At 60.8% G+C, this 20,198-nt stretch carries 12 protein-coding genes; 9 read left to right on the top strand and 3 right to left on the bottom strand.

Features of this window, described 5'->3' with window-relative positions:
• Positions 1–3: 3 nt before the first annotated feature.
• Entirely contained in the window at positions 4–1,089 is a 1,086-nt protein-coding gene (locus WKF55_04620) for a polysaccharide deacetylase family protein (GenBank protein ID MEJ7758857.1), read from the top strand.
• A gap of 53 nt (positions 1,090–1,142) precedes the next feature.
• On the opposite strand, the gene WKF55_04615 is transcribed toward WKF55_04620, so the two are convergent.
• Positions 1,143–1,520 (bottom strand): hypothetical protein, encoded by a 378-nt coding sequence (locus tag WKF55_04615; GenBank protein MEJ7758856.1) that lies wholly within the window; start codon positions 1,518–1,520, stop codon positions 1,143–1,145.
• A gap of 1 nt (position 1,521) precedes the next feature.
• Here WKF55_04615 and WKF55_04610 point away from each other — a divergent pair, with 1 nt between their 5' ends.
• A complete protein-coding gene (locus tag WKF55_04610; protein ID MEJ7758855.1) occupies positions 1,522–2,310 on the top strand; it encodes a hypothetical protein in 789 nt (262 codons plus the stop codon).
• A 578-nt stretch (positions 2,311–2,888) separates the two neighbouring features.
• On the opposite strand, the gene WKF55_04605 is transcribed toward WKF55_04610, so the two are convergent.
• Entirely contained in the window at positions 2,889–3,332 is a 444-nt protein-coding gene (locus WKF55_04605) for a hypothetical protein (GenBank protein ID MEJ7758854.1), read from the bottom strand.
• Positions 3,333–3,907: 575 nt separating this feature from the next.
• Between WKF55_04605 and rho the strand changes: the two genes are divergently transcribed.
• The 4 genes from rho (at position 3,908) to WKF55_04585 (ending at position 13,995) form a co-directional block, all read left to right on the top strand.
• Complete coding sequence (gene rho / locus WKF55_04600; GenBank protein MEJ7758853.1) at positions 3,908–5,512, top strand: transcription termination factor Rho; 1,605 nt, start codon at positions 3,908–3,910, stop codon at positions 5,510–5,512.
• A gap of 36 nt (positions 5,513–5,548) precedes the next feature.
• Positions 5,549–7,774, top strand: a complete 2,226-nt coding sequence (locus WKF55_04595; GenBank protein ID MEJ7758852.1) for a BamA/TamA family outer membrane protein — start codon at positions 5,549–5,551, stop codon at positions 7,772–7,774.
• Positions 7,774–12,345: a translocation/assembly module TamB domain-containing protein gene (locus WKF55_04590; GenBank protein MEJ7758851.1), complete on the top strand. Its 4,572-nt coding sequence runs from the start codon at positions 7,774–7,776 to the stop codon at positions 12,343–12,345. The genes WKF55_04595 and WKF55_04590 overlap by 1 nt, the downstream gene beginning before the upstream one ends.
• Before the next feature lie 117 nt (positions 12,346–12,462).
• On the top strand, positions 12,463–13,995 hold the full coding sequence (locus WKF55_04585; protein MEJ7758850.1) for a DUF4153 domain-containing protein: 1,533 nt from the start codon (positions 12,463–12,465) through the stop codon (positions 13,993–13,995).
• Here the strand turns inward: WKF55_04585 and WKF55_04580 are convergent.
• Positions 13,988–15,376 (bottom strand): dipeptidase, encoded by a 1,389-nt coding sequence (locus tag WKF55_04580; protein MEJ7758849.1) that lies wholly within the window; start codon positions 15,374–15,376, stop codon positions 13,988–13,990. The two genes, WKF55_04585 and WKF55_04580, sit on opposite strands and share 8 nt — an antisense overlap.
• Positions 15,377–15,725: 349 nt before the next feature.
• Here WKF55_04580 and WKF55_04575 point away from each other — a divergent pair, with 349 nt between their 5' ends.
• Genes WKF55_04575 through WKF55_04565 form a run of 3 tightly spaced genes read left to right on the top strand, consistent with a single transcriptional unit; the run spans position 15,726 to position 20,018 of the window.
• Positions 15,726–17,780, top strand: coding sequence for a thioredoxin domain-containing protein (locus WKF55_04575; GenBank protein ID MEJ7758848.1), 2,055 nt, complete (start codon positions 15,726–15,728; stop codon positions 17,778–17,780).
• A 22-nt stretch (positions 17,781–17,802) separates the two neighbouring features.
• The gene (locus tag WKF55_04570; GenBank protein ID MEJ7758847.1) at positions 17,803–18,252 is read left to right on the top strand and encodes a hypothetical protein; all 450 of its coding nucleotides are present in this window, start codon (positions 17,803–17,805) and stop codon (positions 18,250–18,252) included.
• Positions 18,249–20,018 (top strand): acyl-CoA dehydrogenase family protein, encoded by a 1,770-nt coding sequence (locus WKF55_04565; GenBank protein ID MEJ7758846.1) that lies wholly within the window; start codon positions 18,249–18,251, stop codon positions 20,016–20,018. The genes WKF55_04570 and WKF55_04565 overlap by 4 nt, the downstream gene beginning before the upstream one ends.
• Positions 20,019–20,198: the final 180 nt, after the last annotated feature.

Genomic DNA, 20,198 nt, shown 5'->3' with positions numbered 1-20,198 from the left:
TCTATGTTAAATCGTATATCGATCGCCACGCTGCTCGCGTGCGTTTCTCTTACCGCCTGCCAGGCTGGCGGCGGTGACACTCCAGCACCTTCTTCGAACGACACCGGCAGAGTCGCGGCAGCCGGTGATACACCAGCAACGCCAGCGGATGCCAACGGTGAAGCAGCCGGCGTCACTCCCGCTCCAGCGAATTTGTCACCTGCCGACGCCAACCGGGTGCCAAACGAGCTGGGACGAATTCCCGTCGTCGAGTATCACCTGATTGGCGACGCCGATGGCCGTTATGCCCGCGAACGCAGCCACTTCCGCCGCGACCTTGAACTTATCTACGCGCGCGGCTACCGCCCGGTTACCATTGCGCAGGTATTGGACCGGAAAATAAATCTGCCCAGGGGTCTGTCGCCCGTAGTGTTCGTTTTTGATGACGCCTCGCCGGGCCAGTTCAAGTATATCGAGAGGAATGGCAAGCTCGATATCGACCCGGGAAGCGGCATCGGCATCTGGATGAACTTCAAGAAGACCAAGCCGGACTGGGACAACGGAGCTGTGTTCTGCATGCTGTCGGGCGCCGCCGCTGGCCGGTCGTTTTTCGGCGACAAGGGCATCGAGGGCCAGAAGAGCGAGTGGCGCTTTCAGAAGGTCAAGTTCCTCGCCGACAACGGCTTCGAGCTCTGCGATCATACTCTCTGGCATGCTAATCTCTCGAAATATTCCGACGCCGTAGTCCAGGAGCAGATCGCCCGCGGAGTCCTTGCGATCGACTCAGCCGTGCCGGGCTACAAGGTTCGCACTTTTGCGCTTCCGCTCGGCGTATGGCCGAAGAATCGCGCGCTGGCGAAGCAGGGATCGTGGACGGATCCAAAATCAGGTAAGGTGACGCGGTACAATTTCGACGCAATTCTGGAAGTTTCGGGCGGGCCCACCGAAAGTCCGTACGATCCGAAGTTCAACCCGCTCAGCATCAACCGGATCGAGGTTTTTGCGACGGAGCTGGAGAAGACGCTCGACCGGCTCGACAAGAATGGGACGCGGTACGTGTCGGATGGGAATCCGGGTGCGGTTGCTAAGCCCCCCGCGGCGGCCCAGTAGTTCAAAGTTCGAAACTGAGAGAGCTCAGTCAGCGTATCAACGCGGCTGCTGACTCAGAATTTCCACCCCTTCAGATTCCTGATCGCCGTGTCCAGCGCGTCGCGCTGTTCCCGGTGCTCGGCGGTCGCCAACAACTGCTCGTACGTCGCGATCGCCAGGTCGAGGGCATCGTAATCGTGCTCAGCTCCTGCAAGCGCGGCGGCGTTGTCGGCGACGTTTGCACGCGCGAGATCGTCGGCAGGAAATCGCTCAGAAACCTGCTGCCACCGCATGACGCGCTGCCGCGGATTGGATTCGGTTAACGCCCACAAATGCCAGCCAGCGCGATTCTCCGGGTCGGCGGCAATTGCGCGCGACGCCAGATCCCCTACCGCCTCGGGACCACGACCGGTGAGCCAGTACCCATTGGCAAGGGCGACGGGTAATGCCACCGTGATAACGTTGGTTGAAGCACCGGAACAAGACGCGGTACTAGATGCGGTGAGCTTGGACGGCAACTTCGACCAAAAAAAGGGCGGAATTCAGATTGAGCGCGAAGGGTATGGGAACTGCACGTTGGGCTTTAACGTCCGTTTTACCGCTGGGAGCGTCTACTATCCCGGATTTGTCACGAACTCCCATTGCACACGGACATTCGGGGGAGCAGAAGCCACGCGCTTCTTCCAACCAAGCATAGGCACTTACACGAAAATTGGCGTCGAAATTTCTGACCCTCCGTTTCTTCAAGCTACTGCGGGGTGCCCATTGGGTGCACGATGTCGCTACAGCGATGCGGCGTTGGTCAGTTACGACACTGGAATCCCATGGGCTGGGGCATCAATCGCACGAACGAATTATTACGATCCAACGTATGGGTCCCTCGTTATTGACTTCGAGAACCCACAGTTTACTGTCACAGATGACTACTATATTCTTGAGGGTTATCGAATCGACAAGATTGGGGCGACTAGCGGATGGACATACGGCCTACTCGAAGAATCTTGCTTCGACACTCTCACAACGGGTGGCTCTAGCGACTACATGTTGTTGTGCCAGTACAGGTCAAGTAACGGCATGGCGCCGGGGGATAGTGGTTCCCCTGTCTTTTACTGGAATGGTGGGTCGCAAGTCACGCTGATAGGGCTTGCTCGAGGTTTTACTAACAGCAGGATGACGTTTAGCAACTTCTACGATATCAAAGACGAGCTTGGCTTTTATCCTTGGCAAATCTCTGGATTTTAGCATCAAAGCGCTTCCACCGCAGGGCGGCGCTTGGCGCTATAGTTTTGATTGCGATGGGCTGCCGTAATGAGTGCGGTGCGGCAGCCGAGGAAAAGGACGGCATCGTTCTCGAAGCGAGCACAACGCTGCGCAGTAACAGCGCGGCAGGATCGCCACAAACGCCCTTCACAACTTCGTTGGCGACCCGCTTACGCGTCACCAATCGTCGCGCGACCGCGATTGAATTCGATCGCGGCGGTTGTCCAATCCAACTGCTGGCGCGCCGGCGCTATGCATTCAGCGGCCGGCCAGCGTGGGACGAGGCCAAATCCCCCGTGAGGGATTGCGATGGTATCTCGATACTAACGACAGTCCAGCCCGGAAAATCCGTGATTCTGGAGTCAGCTGTACTGACTTACACTATCCTCGGCGATTCGCTCGCCGCAGGCGAATACTGTTTCAAAGCGCGAGCGAACTTTTCCTTTCCGGGAGAAAGACCTCGGTTGGCGATCGGCTCAGGCGGTGCAGTCCTGCAGCCCGCGAATTAAATCGGTAAACACTAAGCTACGTCGGGCGGGGGTATCAGGCGGCTATTAAACTCAGAAATGCCACCCCTTCAAATTTCTGATCGCCGTGTCCAGCGCCTCGCGCTGTTCCCGGCGCTCGGCAGTCAACAGCAACTGTTCATACGTCGTGATCGCCAGGTCGAGGGCATCATAGTCATGCTCGGCGCCTGCGAGCGCGGCGGCGTTGTCGGCGACGTTCGCGAGTGCCAGGTCATCGGCGGGGAATCTCTCGGAGACCTGCTGCCAGCGTATGACACGCTGCCGCGGGTTTGATTCCGTCAGCGCCCACAGATGCCACCCGGCCCGGTTCTCCGGATCGGCCGCAATCGCGCGCGATGCCAGTTCTCCTACCGCCTCGGGACCACGACCGGTCAGCCAGTACGCATTCGCGAGAGCGACGAGCGCCGTTGCGTCGTCGGGAGTTTCAGCGACGGCGCGCTCGAGGTCGGGTATCGGGTTGGCTTCTTCGTCAGACACTTAATGGCTCGGGGCGAGAGGATTCGGGGGAAGATACACCCCGATGTGCCCGGTTGCCGTTACCTCGCCAGGGCCTTGGACGTCACCGTTGGAGTAGCGGTATAGATCTGTAGCGGGAGCTTTACTGCTCCGTTCGCCTGTAATCTGTTACCTGTTTGCCTGTTACCCGCTACCCGTTCCATGGCTGTCCGCTACCCGTCGGCAGACTTCCGGTGTCGGACATCGGACATCCGAAAACGGAGAACGGAGAACGGAGAACGGAAAACGGAAAACGGAAAACGGAAAACGGAAAACGAAGGAACGGGTACCGGGTAACAGGCAAACAGGTAACAGATTACGGGCGAACTGCACTTAGTCGCCAATCTTATCCGCTGTTACAATCGACTCAACGACATCCGCAGAAAAAAAACGTCCCGCTGGACAATCTCCTCCACGATGAGTACCATTCTTCCACCAGCGCAGCCCTGAGAGGGCGCGCCAAATGCAAATGAAGTTGCGGCACCTCGCGTGAGTCTACCCCGCGCATACCGCAGCAGCCAGTCGCGCTACTTGAATTCCCTGCACACCACAACCTGATGAACGAACGCCGACGTCCCTTTCGTCGCGGCCGAGGCCCACGCCCGTCCGGGCCATCCGCCAACGAACAATACGGAGATACCGATCCGTACCGCGAATCCGCTGAACAAGCATCTCCGGACGCCGGCGCTGCCGATGTTCCGGTTTCGCGCAACGATGGCAACGGAAACGGAGCAGACAGTGGCGAGTACCCGGCGCCAATCGATGCCCCGGTTTCCAGTTCTGAAGTGTCCGAGGGGTCGTCACGGCCGCAGTTCGGAAACCAGAACCAGCCGCGGAACTATGGAGGACAGGGGGGGGGCGGGAACCGTAATCAACCGGACCGTGGCGAGGGCAACGATGCCCGTCGCGATGCGCGCCGCAATCAACGCAATCCGCGCGGTCGCGGGCGCAGTAACAACAACAGCAACGGCAGCAACAGCGCCAATACAAACCGGCCTGCGCACCGTGAACAGCCTCCCCGCCAGGCGATGGGGCCCATCGTGCCCGATGGCGAGACGACGGGCTGGTACGAAGCATCGCGGGACGGAGGATTTGTCCGCCGTGCCGCCAACAGCTACCTCACGGATCCCTCCGATGCGTACGTCCCTCCTCATGTCTCGAAGCAGTACAATCTGAGACGCGGCGACGCTGTGTTCGCGACGACGGGCCGCGATCCCCGCGGCCGTACCGTGATCGCCGAGATCACCCAGATCAATGGCGGTGATCCCACGCTTGCAGCCCGCCGCCCTGATTTCGGCGCCCTCACGGCGTCGTATCCCGAACGCAAGCTGAAGCTCGAGACGGGCCGTCCCGCGAAGAGCGGCCCGGAGCTCACGCGACGCGCGATTGATCTTATAGCACCTATTGGATATGGCCAGCGGGCATTGATTGTCGCTCCGGCACGGGCCGGCAAGACGATGCTGCTTCAGGCCATAGTCGAGGGAGTCGCCGTCAATCATCCGGAGGCAGTTCTGCTGGTGCTGCTCGTGGACGAACGCCCCGAGGAAGTGAGCGAAATGATCACGTGGGGTTACGGCGAAGTGGTGGCGTCGAGCTTCGACATGCCGGCTGCCCGGCACACCGACGTGACCGAGATGGTTCTCGAGCGCGCCCGCAGAATGGTAGAACTCGGCAAGGACGTGGTCATTGTCCTCGACTCCATCACCCGTATGGCTCGTGCATACAATACTGTCGAACGGGGAACGGGTCGCACGCTCAGCGGCGGACTCGATTCATCGGCAATGGCAAAACCCAAGGCCTTCTTCGGTTCGGCGCGGTCTGTCGCTCCGGAGCATGGCGGTGGATCGCTCACCATCATCGCGACCGCACTGGTCGAGACCGGCTCGAGGATGGATGACGTGATCTTCGAGGAATTCAAGGGTACCGGCAACTGTGAGATCAAGCTCGACAGGTCGCTCGCCGAGAAGCGGATTTTCCCCGCCATCGATGTCGCGGTCAGTGGGACCCGTCGCGAGGACAAGCTCTTCAGGCCCGAGCAGCTCGAGCATGTGTACACGCTCAGACGCGGACTTCAGCAAATGCCTTCTTCGTCGGCGATGGAATGGCTCATCAAGCGCATCGCGGCCACTTCCAACAATGACGCGCTGCTGGAAGGACTCTAGCCCGAATCGGCCCGCGCCTTGCTCTTTGAGGCATCCATGAAGTCTGCGCGGTCCCGCTTGCTTTTCGCAGCTACGGTGCTGGTGCTGTCAGCGCCGTTGTCGCTCTGGGCGCAGTCCGCAGCCGGGAAGACGCCTGCCTCCGATCCCGAGGTTGTCAGTCTCAAGCTCAATGGCGTCAACGCCGTTGAGCAGCAGGAACTCAAGGCGAGCATCGCAACCGACGCGTCGCGTTGTGTAACCGTCGTCCTCACGCCGGTCTGCTGGATCAGCAAATCCCGGTATTTTTACCGCCGGCAATATCTCGACCGAAAAGAGTTCGAGCGGGATCCGCTTCGCATACGTGTCTTCTATTTCAAGCGCGGGTACCGCGACGCTCAGGTCGATACGGTCGTCACTCCACGCGGAAAGAATGACGTTGCCGTCACGTTCAACGTGGTGGAGGGCCCGCCGACGCTCGTTTCGGACATTACCGTAACTCAGACGAAGCGGGTTCTCAGCGACGAAGAAGTCGCGAAACGGCTGGCGTTGTCAAAAGGCACACCGCTGAACCTGCTGCGAGTCGATTCGAGCGTTGTCTTTCTTCAGCAGCAGCTGTGGGACAGGGGATATTCCGATGCCATCGTGGATACGACGATCGTCGTGGATGCAGAGGCGAACCGGGCCACGGTCGCCCTCGAGATCGATCCGAAGTGGAGGTCCACGATTTCGGATATTCTCATCGTCGGGAACGAGAAGATCAGCACGCGGACGATCATGAAATCGATGTCCCTCAACCCCGGCGACATTTTTCGCCGGCCGGAGCTGCTCCGGAGCCAGCGGGCGCTCTACGAATCGAACCTGTTCCGGCGGGCGGCAATCGAAATTCCGCGGCAGGGAGATTCAGCGAAAGTAATCCTCGTCACGGTTCAGGAGGCCCCGCTTCGCGAGGCGCGCATCAGCACCGGCTTCAACACGGTCGATTTCTTCCAGGCGGAAGGGCGCTACACCAACTACAATTTTTTCGGCGGCGCACGGCGGCTGGACGTACAGGGCGCGGTTGGCAATCTGCTCGCTAACTCACTCTCGGGACGCTTCATCTTCCGCAGGTCGACGGTGAATTTCGGCAGCGATCGCGCGCGGTACTTCGCTCCGACCTACAACGCGAGCATCAACGTCCGGCAGCCGTGGTTCAAGGCAACCGAAAATGAAATCGCGCTCAGCTTGTTCACTCACCGCCGAATCGCCCCTGGTATCTTCGTCGACAAGGGTTTTGGCACGAGTGCGACCTTCACGAGAGAGGTGTCACCGTCACTGCCGGTGAGTGCGAATTACCGGTTCGAGATCACTCAGACGGATGCGGGCGATGTCTACTTCTGCGTCAATTACGGCGTCTGTGATCCGCCCACGATTCAGGCGCTTGGCGGCAGGCAGCGGCTGTCGCCGTTCACTCTGACGGCAACGGCAAACCGCGCTAACGATCCTTTCACGCCTAACCGCGGGTATCGTGGAACAGTCGACGCTGAGCACGCTTCACTGGTTACGGGATCGGACTTCCGCTACAACCGGGCAAGCGCGGATTTCGCCCGGTATTTCCAGATACGAAAACGTGGAACCGCTGCGGGACATCTGCGACTGGGCTGGGTAAACGCGCTGTCCGGGACTGCCGCAGCGGTGGGGCTGGTGGATAGTGACACCGAGATCCTGCATCCGAGGAAGCGGTTCTACGCGGGGGGATCACGATCGGTTCGCGGATTCGGAGAAAACCAGCTTGGCCCGCGTGTCTTGACGATTCCGGCATCGATACTGCGCCGGGATTCGAGCGGCGGCGCATGTGGCCCTGCTGCTCCTATAGGAAGCTGCAATCCCAATGCACCGGGACTTCGCAACCGCGATTTCGAGCCGCGACCGCTCGGTGGTAACATCATTGCGGAAGGAAGCGCCGAGATGCGTTTCCCGCTCTGGAAAGACGTCGTTGTCGGGGCAGCCTTCATCGACGGCGCTTACGTCTCTCAGCGAACCAACCCGTTGCTCCCAAAAAGCAAGGCAGCAGTTACTCCCGGGTTTGGTGTGCGCTATCGGTCTCCGGTCGGACCGATTCGCGTCGATATTGGTATCAATCCGGGTGCTGCTGAAACCCTTCCTGTCGTCACCGAGTCTACAGTTGCCGGCGAAACCCGCCTGGTCACGCTCAGTAAGAGTCGCCTGTTCGATCCATTCCGCAGCGGCTTTCGCGGAGTGCTCGACAGGGTGACGCTGCATTTGTCGATCGGCGAAGCTTTCTGATGCTCAAGGTCGTGGCTCGAGTGCTCGCAGTGGTGACTTCGATTGCCCTGCTCGCGGTCCTCGCGGTGTATGTCGCCACCAATACTGACTGGGGACGACGACAGGTGCAAAGGCGCGTCGTAGGTGGCATCCAAGGCAACGTTCACGGGATCCTCAGGGTCGACAGCGTGAGCGGAAATCTTCTCAAGGGATTCACCCTCCACGGACTGAGCATCACCGACAGCGCGGGTGAACCGTTTGTGAAGGCCGACGGAGCGCGGGCGCGTTATCGTCTGGGCTCGCTCGCATCGAAGCGCATCGATTTCGACAATGTGCGACTGCTGAGGCCGGTGATCGTGATCAACCGCTTGCCAGGTGGCAAGTGGAATTACGACCGCATTCTTCCTCCCGACACAACGAAACCGGGAGGCCCGAAGAAGGCCGGATGGGGCGACTTCATCAGGCTTACCGACGTCACCCTGATCGACGGCGATATCACCGTCAAGTCTCCCTGGGCGCCGGATGCCCGGCTCACCGGCGCTGAAGCAGAGGACGCGCTCCGAAGGTCGTTGAGTCCGGAGGGACGGTTGTTGCTCGAAAAGGTCCCGGGTGGGCATCAGAAGGTCATGCGGTTCCACCGTGTCAATGCTTCACTGCCGTTGTTGCGCTGGCAGCATCCGGACTTCAAGCACCGGCTCGTCGAGGTGGCATCCCTGAGTACAATCGCCGAGCCGTTCAAGCCTCCCGCAGTTGATGTTCGCTCGCTGAGCGGTGCATTCCGGATCGACGGCGACTCGGTATGGTGGAAAGGGTTGAATGCCGCATTGCCGAACAGTCGCATTGCCGGCGATGGCCGATACATCGTGGCCAACAATGATTTCCGGCTGAGGGTCCGTGCCAACCCGGTCGCCGTTGCCGACATTCGCTGGATCGATCCAACGCTGCCCACTGATGGAAGCGGAACCCTGGACTTTGCCCTCGACTGGGTTGGCGACACAAGCGTTTATGTCGCGCGGAATGCAGACGTCCGGCTCGAAGGTTCGCACCTGCGTGGTCAGATCGGCGTCACGATGACCAAAGAGGTATCGCTGCACGATACCGATGTGCGGTTCACGGGCCTGAACACACGTCTAGTGAGGCAGATATTTCCTTCCGTCAACCCGCCCCGGCAGGGAATTCTCGCGGGTCGCGCGAAGGTCGATGGCAATCTCCGGGACATGGAAGTCGATGCCGATGTGACATTCGACGACCGCCGCTCCGGCCGCAGCCGGGTGGTAGCCGTCGGACAGATGGGTTTCGAGAAGGGTCGGTTCAACGCTGACAACCTGCGTCTGACCCTGCGCCCGGTGCAGGTTGACCTGTTGCGTGAGTTCGCTGCGGATCTTCCGCTGACGGGCACGGTAAGTGGAACCACGACGCTCGACGGGTCGACGACATCGCGCATGACCGCGCGCTCGGACATCACGCTTGTAGATCGGGGCAGCACATCCCGTATCACTGGAACGGGCGCGTTCCGGGCTGCGCCGGGCGGCCAGATGGCAAATGCATGGTTCGACGTCGATGCCAGAGTTCATCCGCTCGCGCTGGTCACCGCCGGACGGTTCTTTCCTGCGGCGGGTCTGCGCGGCCTTGCGACGGGCCCCGTGCGCCTCACCGGTACAACGAGGAATCTCGCGGTTCGAACCGCACTTGCGTTTCCTGATGGCGGCTCGCTCGACGTGCGCGGAAAGCTCGACCTCGCTAGCCGGGAGATCGGTTACGATCTCGATGTCGCGGCGCAGCTCTTCAATGCCAACAACATCGTCGCGAAGGCGCCAAAGACGTCGATCACGGCCACAGTTTCTGCCGATGGCCGAGGTACGGACCCAGCGACCCTGCGGACCAATCTCGTCGCCGACATTCAATCTTCGACCTACGATACGATTGCCGTAACGTCGGCAACGGTTCGGCTCGCTGCCGCCAACGGAATGGCGAGAATCGATACGCTCGCAGTTGAGATCCCCGAAGGTGTTGCAACGGCCAGCGGGGCGTTCGGACTTGCGCGCGGAAAGAGCGGAGAGCTTCGGTATCACATCGATATCGACTCTCTCTCCCGGCTATCGTCGCTCCTGCCCCCGCAGGAAGGTGCTGTTCCCCCGCGTCCCCGGATCCTCGCCCAGCGTGCCGCGCGGGCACGCACAGACTCTGCTCGCCAGGACGACAATACCGAGGTCGAACGCGCGGTAACTGGAGGCGCCCCGCCCCAGCTGGCTGCAATCGACACGCCTCGCGTGGTGAGCCGAACGCAACTGTCGGGTTCGGTGAGGGCGGATGGCGTCGCCACTGGAAACATCCATGACTTTGGCGCGCGCGGAACGGCAAGTGGTGACAGTATCGTCGCGCGCGGCAATACCATTGAGAAGGTAACCGCTGAGTATTCCTGGACGGACGCGCTGACGCCCCGTTCGAAACTGGATGTCAGGGTTATTGCGGCCGAGGTGGTCGCTGGTGGCTTCAACCTCGACAGCGTCGAGACCCGCGTCAATTATCAGAAGCCGCTGGGCACCGTTACCTTTGTCGTTCGCCAGGATGATCAGAACAGCTACAGTGCCAATGCCGAGTATACGCTCGACAGGGTGCGGAATGAGGCGCGGCTCAATGCGCTTCAGCTTCGATTCGATACAACGGTATGGACCAGCACCGGGCCATCGGTTGTGCACTGGGGGAGTGCCGGCGTCGATATCGATAAACTTGAGCTTCGCAACAAGGCTACTGGCCGCATTTTCGTCGATGGCCTGATTCCGAAAGAGGGCCGGGCAAACCTCGAAGTGGCGGTCGATAACTTCCAGGTTCAGGATGCGATCGCGCTGGCACAGAGTGACATCGACGCGCGTGGATTTGTGTCATTCAGTCTCAAAGCGGCCGGGACCGCGGCCGATCCCACTTTCAGTGGAGCATTCGGCAGTCATCGGTTTTACTACAACGGAACGTTGTTACCGGAAGTCCATGGCGTGATGAGCTACGCCAATGCGACGCTCACGGGCCGCGCGGATGCGATGCGTGAAGGACAGGGAACGATGATGCACGCCGAAGGTACGGTGCCGATCAATCTGGCACTGACAGGGGTCACAGGATCGCGATTCCCGACAAACCGGCAGATAGATCTCGCGGTGAAGGCGGACAGTCTGCCGCTCGATCTCGTACCGCAGATCAACACGATCGTCACCAATCTGCGCGGGAGTGCGGTTGCCGACTTCAAGGTGACCGGCACGTTGAACCGCCCGGAGGTAAGCGGACGATTTGCGCTCGATGGCGCATCGGCGCGGTTTGTCCCCCTGGGCCTGGACCTCAAGGGCCTCGAAGCAAATATCAGGATGTTGCGCGATACGATCGTGATCGATTCGCTTGTCGCCTACAGCGGCGGCAAGGTCGCCCTCACTGGCGGAATCGGCATTGGGTCGCTGAGGGCGCCGTCATTCGATCTTCGGCTGGTCGCCGACAATGCGAGGCTGCTTGATAACCACAACGGAAAGCTCACCGCGAACATCAACGTTTCCATCAAGGGGCCGTTCGACAACACCCACGTCGCCGGTAACCTCCGCGTCCGCAAAGGCGTGCTGTATGTACCGGAGTCCGAAGGCAAGAAGCTCATTGGCCAGAACGATCCGGCGTTGTTCTCCGTTCTCGACACCGCGGTACTGGGCAACCGTGAGCTGTTCCCCGGTCAGTCACCACTGCTTGCTAACTTGCGGATGGACGTCGACCTGCGCGTCGATCGCGACGTTTTTGTCCGCTCCCCGGATTTCAACATCGAAGTGTACAGCGACGGCGATCTCGCCATTCACGTCAACCGCGCCAAGCAATCGCTGGTGCTGGATGGAGTACTGCTGAGCGAGCGAGGCGAGTACGTCTTCCTTTCGAAACGCTTCGACATCAGGCGAGGCTCCGCGACTTTCGTGAATTCCGGAGAGCTGAATCCCACGCTGCAGGTGACTGGTGCCTACGAGGTGCGGCTTCCCGCGCGAGAGGCCATCAATGTCGAAATCCTGATCGGCGGTACGCTTCGCAATCCGAACATTTCACTACAGAGTGACGCCCAGCCGCCAATCCCTCAGAGCGATCTGCTTGCCTACCTCGCGTTCGGCCGTTCGTCATCGTCACTCGTGCAGCTGGAGGGTGCCGGGTTAGGCAGTGGCGGCAACGTCATCGGCGCCGGCGCAGCACTGGCAAGCCAGCAGCTCGCCTCCGTCGCGCTCGGCGTATTTGCCGATCAACTGGCAGGCGAGGCAGCCCGTTCACTCGGCGCCGATGTTTTCAACATCGCGCCGGCGGATATCCAGACCGATGTCGGTGGGTTTCTCAGGGGCACCGAGATCGAATTCGGCAAGTACTACAGGTCGAACACGTTCCTGGCGTTCCAGGTGCGGCCCGATCCCGACGCACTCAAGCGTCCGGGTCTGCAGGTGCAACACCGTTTTGCGGGGTTGAGGGGCTACAGCGCGGAAGCGACTTTCCAGCCGCGATATCTGCTGCGCGATCCGACGCTCGCTCTTCAGCAGCCCACGACGACGAGCGTGTTCGGGCTATTCCTGATCCGGGAGTGGAGGTTCTAGCAGCTGCTGGGTAAGGTTCCAATCAACCTTGTTGGGTTACTTTGTATTTTAAAGTACTTGACAGATTAGAGTAAAATCCCCGATATTTCCCTTGTCACGATCAACGGGAGACAACGGGTGAGTACGGGGCTGACGGAACGTGTGGGAGGAAATGCGGGAATCGTCTGGGCGGCGGCGGCAGCCGTCGCCGGACTCGGCACCTGGATCATCTACGATGCCCTGCCGGGAGTAAACTGGCCCTTCTGGACCCTTGCGTCGGTTACTGGACTTGCCGCTATCCTCAGGACTTTCGGCATCGGCGTCCACCGGATCCCTGCCGCGGCCGCCATTACGGGGGTGATCATTGCAACGGCCGCCGTCTTCACGGCAGATCCATTCATGCACGCGATGATCTTCCTTGCCGTCACCCTGCTGTTGTCAGTGACCATGCTCCTCGCCGTCGATCCGCGGCTCGAGCGCATATCCGCCGCATTCGTGATCACCGCCCCGTTTCTGGCAGGCGCGCGTGCAGTTGTGGAATCCCTGGCACGCGCAGTCGATGCGACACGCATCGTTCGTTCGAATCGCGCCCGGTCCGCACTCAAGGGCCTGGCCATCACGGCTCCGGTCATTCTCTTCTTCGCGCTGCTTCTCGCTGGCGCCGACCCGATGTTTGCCGGGTGGCGGGATGCGGCGGAACGGATCCTTTCAAGCTGGGCGTTCGTACCCCGCACGATATTCTTCGTCGCGTTGCTGTCGATAGTTCTCGGAACTTACGGATACGCCGCGCGAGGCAATTCCAGCCAGGGCGACGCGGCCATGACGGTCGCTCCAAAGGGACCCGAAAGCGTCACTCGCTGGCTCGGCGAAACCGAGCGATTCATCCTGCTGTCAAGCGTGGCCGCCCTGTTCTGGCTCTTCCTCGCCGTTCAGGTGAGCTACCTCTTCGGTAATTCACCGGCCACGGCTGGCTCAGGGGTAACATTCGCCGAGTATGCGCGGCGTGGCTTCGGCGAGCTGACCGTTGTCGCCACGTCTGCTGTCCTGTTGATTCTGCTTTCGGAGCGTTATGGCCAGAAAGGCCGTCGCGATGGCCTGTTGCGGGCGATCACGCTCGCTGTGATCGCGGCGGTGCTCATTCTGCTTGGCTCCGCATTCCATCGCGTATCACTGTATGAAGCCGCCTACGGATTCACCACGGCGCGGTTATATGCGCAGGTTTACATGCTGGTCGTGGCGGTGACTCTCGCGGTGCTGACACTGGAAATCCGGCGCGAGATGCAGTCGGCGCGGGTATTCCGGCGGTCGGCTGCCGCTGCGCTCGCGGCGTTTGTGGTGATGATATACTGGAACCACGAGGCCTGGATCGCCCGTGAAAATATCGCGCGGTTTTCGACAACCGGGAAACTCGATCTGGTCTATCTCACGGGACAGCTCTCCCCGAACGCGATCCCGGCGATCGTTGCCGCATTGCCGACTTTACCCGAGCCAATCCGCACTCAGCTTCGGAGTGAGGTGCGACTTCGCTACGAGTACAGCCAACAGCTCACCGAACGGCACTGGTTCGAATGGAACCAGGGCCGCTCGGCCGCACGAAACGCGCTCATCAGCATCGGTGTGGCCACCGGGCAGCGCAGACCGCCACCCCGCACTCCGATCGTCGTCAGGTAGTTTCCGCCCGCGCGTACTCATCCCAGAATGCCGCCATCGCCCGCATCCCGATCCGGAAATTTTCCTCGCTCATCCATTCGTCAGGCGCGTGTGCATTCTCGCCCGGAAGCCCGAATCCAACGAGCAGAACAGGCGTACCAAGTATTCGTTGAAAGTCTCCAACAACCGGGATGGAGCCTCCTTCCCCGACGATGACCGGCTCCTTGTCGAACGCAGTCGCCAGGGCGCGGCGTGCTGCATCGTAAAGCGGTCCGGTCAGCTCCGCGCGCCACGGCCGGCCGCCGTGAAGATGCATCGCGGTAGCGGTAACCCCTTTCGGGGCAACTCTTGCGACGTGCGCTTTCATGAGCTTCTCGATTTCCTCGGGGCTCTGATCGGGTACCAGACGACAACTGACTTTTGCCATCGCCTTGGACGGGAGTACGGTTTTTGCGCCCTCGCCGGTGTACCCGCTGAGAAGCCCGTTCACCTCGCACGTCGGCCGCGCCCACAGCTGCTCTAGGATCGTGAAATCCTTTTCGCCGCCGAGCGCGCTGGCACCCGTTTCGCTCCGGAAATGCTCCGGGTCGAATGGAAGATTGCGCATCTGTTCGCGGATTTCGGGCTCCCACTCGCGGACGTTGTCATAGAAGCCGTCGATGGCGATATGGCCTTTGTCATCGTGGAGAGTGGCGAGAATGCGCGCGAGCGCCATTGCCGGATTGACCACCGCGCCGCCGTAACTGCCGGAATGCAGGTCTGTAGCGGGACCGGTGACGTTGATCTCGAAGTACGCGAGTCCGCGAAGTGACGACAGAATCGATGGCTGCCCGGGCGCAAACATCGCCGAGTCGGAAATCACGACAGCGTCGGCGGCAAGCAGGTCCTTGTGCCGGGTGATGAACTCAGAGAGATGCTCGCTGCCCACTTCCTCCTCCCCTTCCAGCAGTACGATTACGTTCACCGGGAGCTTGCCGCGCGTGGTGAGGTGTGCTTCCAGCGCCTTGATGTGGAGGAAGAGCTGTCCTTTATCGTCAACCGATCCCCGGGCGAAGATTTTTCCGTCGCGCACGGTCGGCTCGAACGGCGGCGATGTCCACAGCTCGATCGGCTCTGCGGGTTGGACGTCGTAGTGGCCATAAACAAGGACCGTCGCCGCACCGGGTGCGCCTCGCCATTCACCAACGACCACCGGATGCCCCGCGGTCTGATGAGTGGCGGCTTTCAGCCCCGCCTTCGCGAGCGAGGCCCGGACCCATTCGGCGGCACGCGCAGTGTCGGCATTGTGATCCGATTTTGCACTTACGCTCGGGATGCGCAGAAAGTCGAAAAGCTCGTCCATGATGCGAGCGTCGTTCTGCTCGAGAAATGCATTGAGATCCGTCGAATTCTGTGCAGGCATATTTGGGGGCGGATTGGGGGGTGTGACTGCGGACTCAGGGCTGACCGAACCCGGACTGCTGACTGACTGCGAATTGGGAAACCTACTGCGAACTTCGGACAGGGGCCGGGCCTTGGGCAGTCCGCAGTACACCGCAGTGGGCTGGAAGCTGACGGCGATCACAGCGGGCTGATGGCCGGCGGCTTTCGTTGCCCTTGTCAGCAGTTAGAATCCGCAGTTCGTCCGCAGTCCGCCCCGTTTGTTGTCCTCGATCCGCAGTAGCAGCACATAACAAGCGCCAGGCGAGCGCGCGTCCGCGCGGTTTGAGTATACTGACAGCATGGCAACACCGGCCGGGCAGAGCGACCCCATGAAGCTGAACAGGCTGTCGAAAGAGACCAGTCCGTACCTGCTGCAGCATGCGGCGAATCCGGTTGACTGGTACCCGTGGGGAACCGAGGCCCTCGAAAGGGCGAAAACTGATGACAAGCCGATTCTGCTGAGTATAGGATATGCCGCCTGTCACTGGTGTCACGTCATGGCGCACGAGTCGTTCGAGGACGAGGCGACCGCGGCTGTCATGAACGAGCGATTCATCAATATCAAGGTGGACAGGGAGGAACGGCCGGATCTCGACGGCATCTACATGCAGGCGGTTCAGGCTCTCACCGGCCATGGCGGGTGGCCGATGACGATGTTTCTCACGCCGGAGGGAACCCCATTCTACGGGGGCACATACTTTCCTCCGCAGGAGCGACAGGGCATGCCGTCGTTCACCCGCGTGCTCAATTCTGTCGCCGATGCCTACGCAAACAAGAGGGATAGTATCGCCGCGACATCGGCGCAGCTTGGCGAGATCTACAGCGCGTCGCGGATGCAGGCCCGGAGCGAAGGACCGGTCAATCCCCATACTCTCGACCTCGCGTATCGGGGCATCGCCCGGCGGCACGATGTGCGCCATGGGGGGTTCGACGGCGCTCCCAAGTTTCCGCAGACCATGACTCTCGATTTTCTGCTGCGGTACGGTACGCGCACCGGCACCGAGTACGCGCTGGAGATCGCCCACGATTCGTTTCTTAAAATGGCCCGCGGCGGTATCTACGACCAGATCGGCGGCGGTTTCCACAGGTACACGGTCGACGCGATCTGGCTTGTTCCCCACTTCGAGAAAATGCTCTACGACAACGCGCTTCTCGTGCGGTTCGGTGCGCACCTCTGGCAGGCTACCGGCGATGCCGAGGTGAAGCGCGTAACCGAAGAGACGGTGGAGTGGCTCGCGCGGGAGATGACATCGCCGGAAGGGGGCTTTTTTTCGTCACTCGATGCGGACAGCGAAGGCCACGAAGGCAAATTTTATGTCTGGAGCCAGCAGGAGCTGGACGCACTGCTCGGCACTGATTCGCCCGCCGTAACCTCATACTACGGCGTTACCCCCGGTGGCAATTTCGAGGGCGCCAACATCCTCAACGTCCGCGCCGATCGTGCCTCGATGGCTGCACGCGCGGGCACGCCGCTGCCTCAGTTCGAATGCACGCTGGATGACGCCAGAACAAAGTTGTACGATGTGCGTGCGAAGAGAGTCTGGCCCGGCCTCGATGACAAGATTCTGGCGGGATGGAACGGGCTGATGCTCCGTGGACTCGCGACCGCTGCACGGGCATTCGAAAACGCCACCTTCACCCGGCTCGCGATCAATAACGGCGAATTTCTTTTGCGGGAGCTGGTGCGGGACGGGCGTGTGATGCGTTCGCATAAGAACGGTGAATCCCGAATCGGCGGCTTTCTCGAAGACCACGCGGCCGTGGCGCTCGGCTTCGTGGCGCTCTACGAACTGACGTTCGACGCGGTCTGGATCGAGCGCGCGACGGCGATCGCGGGATCGATGATCGAATGGTTCTGGGACGAAGACCTTGGCGCCTTCTTCGACACCGCGCGCGATGCCGAACCGCTCATCACCCGGCCGCGTGAAGTCACCGACAATGCCATCCCTTCGGGCACATCGCTCGCTGTGGATCTGCTGCTCACGCTTTCGGAGCTGCGTCACGATCCGGAGATGCGGAGGCGCGCCACGTTTGTGATCGAAACGCTCGCCAGCTTCCTCACGCAGCATCCAGGCTCGTTCGGCCATCTGCTCGGCGCAGCGGACATGGCTGTCCATGGCGCGGTGGAAGTGGCAATCACAGGGGATCGAAACGACAGGAGCTTCAAGCTGCTGGAGCACGAAGTCGCCAGTCACTACGTTCCCTCGCTGATTCTGGCGGGGGGTGCCGATGCAGGCACCGGCATTGCGCTCATGGAGGGACGAGAGGCGCATTCGGGCAAGGCAACAGCGTACGTGTGCCGGTCGTACACGTGCGACGAACCTGCGACAGACCCGGCGGTTCTCGCTGGCCAGCTCGAAGCCGCGGGCCGCATCCCCATCTGACCCTCGATCGCGGAGAAAGCGCATGGAACGTTCGGGCAGAATTGCGCAGATGTACGGCTATGCCGTGTGCCTCATTGCAGTTGTGACGTTGCTTATCTCCGCGAACCGACTGATTGATGCCGTGTTCGATATGAGCGAGCCGTTGCGCGCGGATCAGTATGGGACGGGCAGCGTTTCCCTGACCTCGTTCGAGAACTACAAACGGGATCGTGGAGAACAGCGCTGGTCGCGCCAACGCCCGGCGCCGACGATGGTGCCAATGGTACCCGACACCGTCGGTGCCCCCGCAAGACCAGCGTACAGCGATGCCGAACTCCGACGGATGTTCGATGACGAGCGCAGCGACCAATCCGCTCATGTGAAGTTTCGTGCAATGCGGTCACTGGTTTCCAGCGTTCTTATGATACTGATCGCGACGGCTCTGTTCGTGACGCACTGGCGCTGGCTTCGCCGGCAGGCCGATACTGCGTGAATGACATAAAACCGTCGTTTACGCGCGGAGTTTTCGCCGGCGTAGTTCACGACTCGCTGCTGTTTCCCTTCCCCCCGCCACTCCAAGATCGCGATCCCGCCGAATCGAAGCTGGTAAGTCGCCTCATTGCCGACCTCGACAGGATGCATGACTCCGGCCTCATCGACCCCAGCCGGTTCGATGACGAAGAAAGTATCAGCGACGATGTCATCAGCGAGCTCGGCCGTACCGGGATGCTCGGACTTACCATACCGAAGCAATACGGAGGGCTCGAGCTCTCAGCTACTGCATGGGCCAGGGTATTCGAGCACATCTCCGCCATCGATTCGTCAGTGGCGGTTCTGGTTGGGGTTCACTGCGGCCTTGGATCGAAGGCAATTGTTCTGTATGGCAACGACGAGCAAAAGGAACGGTATCTCCCCATGCTCGCCCGCGGGGATACACTCGCCGCATATGCTCTCACTGAACCGGAAACGGGGTCGGACGCGCAGAACATCAGAACTACGGCTCGCCTGCATTCCGATGGGAGCCAATGGATTCTGGATGGCCACAAGATATGGATCGGCAACGGTCATCGCGCGGGCGTGATCGCCACCTTTGCGCAGACCCCGGTCGAGCGTCGCGGCGAGATGGTGATGCGGTCAACAGCATTCATCATTCGGCCGGACATGCCGGGCTTCAAGGTTTTGGGAACTGTACAGAAACTGGGTATTCGTGGTTCGACCCAGGCGGAGCTGCTCTACGAAAACCTCGAAGTGCCTGCGGACCATGTGCTCGGTTCGGTGGGAAAGGGGTTTACGGTTGCGGTGCATGTACTGAATGCAGGTCGTCTGACGCTTGCCGCCGGCTGTACCGGAGGAGCGAAACGCATGGTGAGCGAGATGGCGACGTATGCCGAACAACGGATTCAGTTCGGCCATCCGCTCGCACACTTCGAGATCACGCAGCGCAAGATGGCCCACCTTGCTGCCGCCGCCTACGCGAGCGACTCGATGCTTGGCGTACTTGCGTCGCTTGCCGACCGCTCCGCGGAAACGGATTTCTCACTCGAGGCCGCATGCGCAAAGGTCTTCGCAAGCGAGCTGATCTGGGAAGCGACCGACGAGATGGTGCAGGTCGCGGGGGGCCGCGGTTTCGTCAAGCCATACCCGTATGAAAGGCTGCTCCGTGACGCGAGGATCAACCGGATCTTCGAAGGTGCGAATGAAGTGCTCCGCCTGTTCATTGCGCTGAACGGCGTACAGGGTCCGGCGGAGTCACTAAAGGAAGTAGGCACGGCGTTGCGGCGACCATTGCGCAATCTCGGGCTCCTCAGCGGTTACGCCACCTCGCGCATTCGCAGCCGTCTGGGCGCAACTGCGACCCTCGATGCAGTTCTGCACCCTCGCCTCAGGAAGCACAAGGAGTATTTCGAGAAGCACGTCGCCGAGCTGAAGGTCGCGACGGACAGGGCGATCATGAAACACCGCAGCGATATTGTCGACAGGCAGCTCGTGCTCGAACGGCTGGCCAACATGGCCATCGAGCTGCTGGCTACTGCATGCGTGATTTCACGCACGCAACGTCTGATTCACACGAATGGGCTGAAGGACACTGAGCGCGAGCTGTCGATGTGCGATCTCTTCTGCGTGGAGTCGGGAATGCGCTTTCGCGCCAGCCGCGAGATGCTCGGCGGGGTGTCTGAGACGATTGATGAGACGCGTTTGGCAGTTGCCGGCGCGGTACGTGAGGCGAAGGGATATTTCGTGGTGGATGCAATCCTTTGACATTCGCACCGGCGCCATTGCCCGGCGTTCGACTGCACGAAGCCACATGCGGCGGATAACGGCACTTCCCGGATAGATCAATCGCCAGTACACCGCAAAGGCGCGACGCGAAGCGGGATTGTTGGCATGCACTCGCGTTTCGGTCGACACGATCGACCCGCCGGAACCGTCGGGATGCAC

The sequence above is a fragment of the Gemmatimonadaceae bacterium genome, from assembly GCA_037721215.1.
In the GTDB taxonomy this organism is placed as follows: Bacteria; Gemmatimonadota; Gemmatimonadetes; order Gemmatimonadales; family Gemmatimonadaceae; genus UBA4720.
Note: the sequence above shows the minus strand (reverse complement) of the source record. Positions and strands in the feature narration are given on the sequence as shown.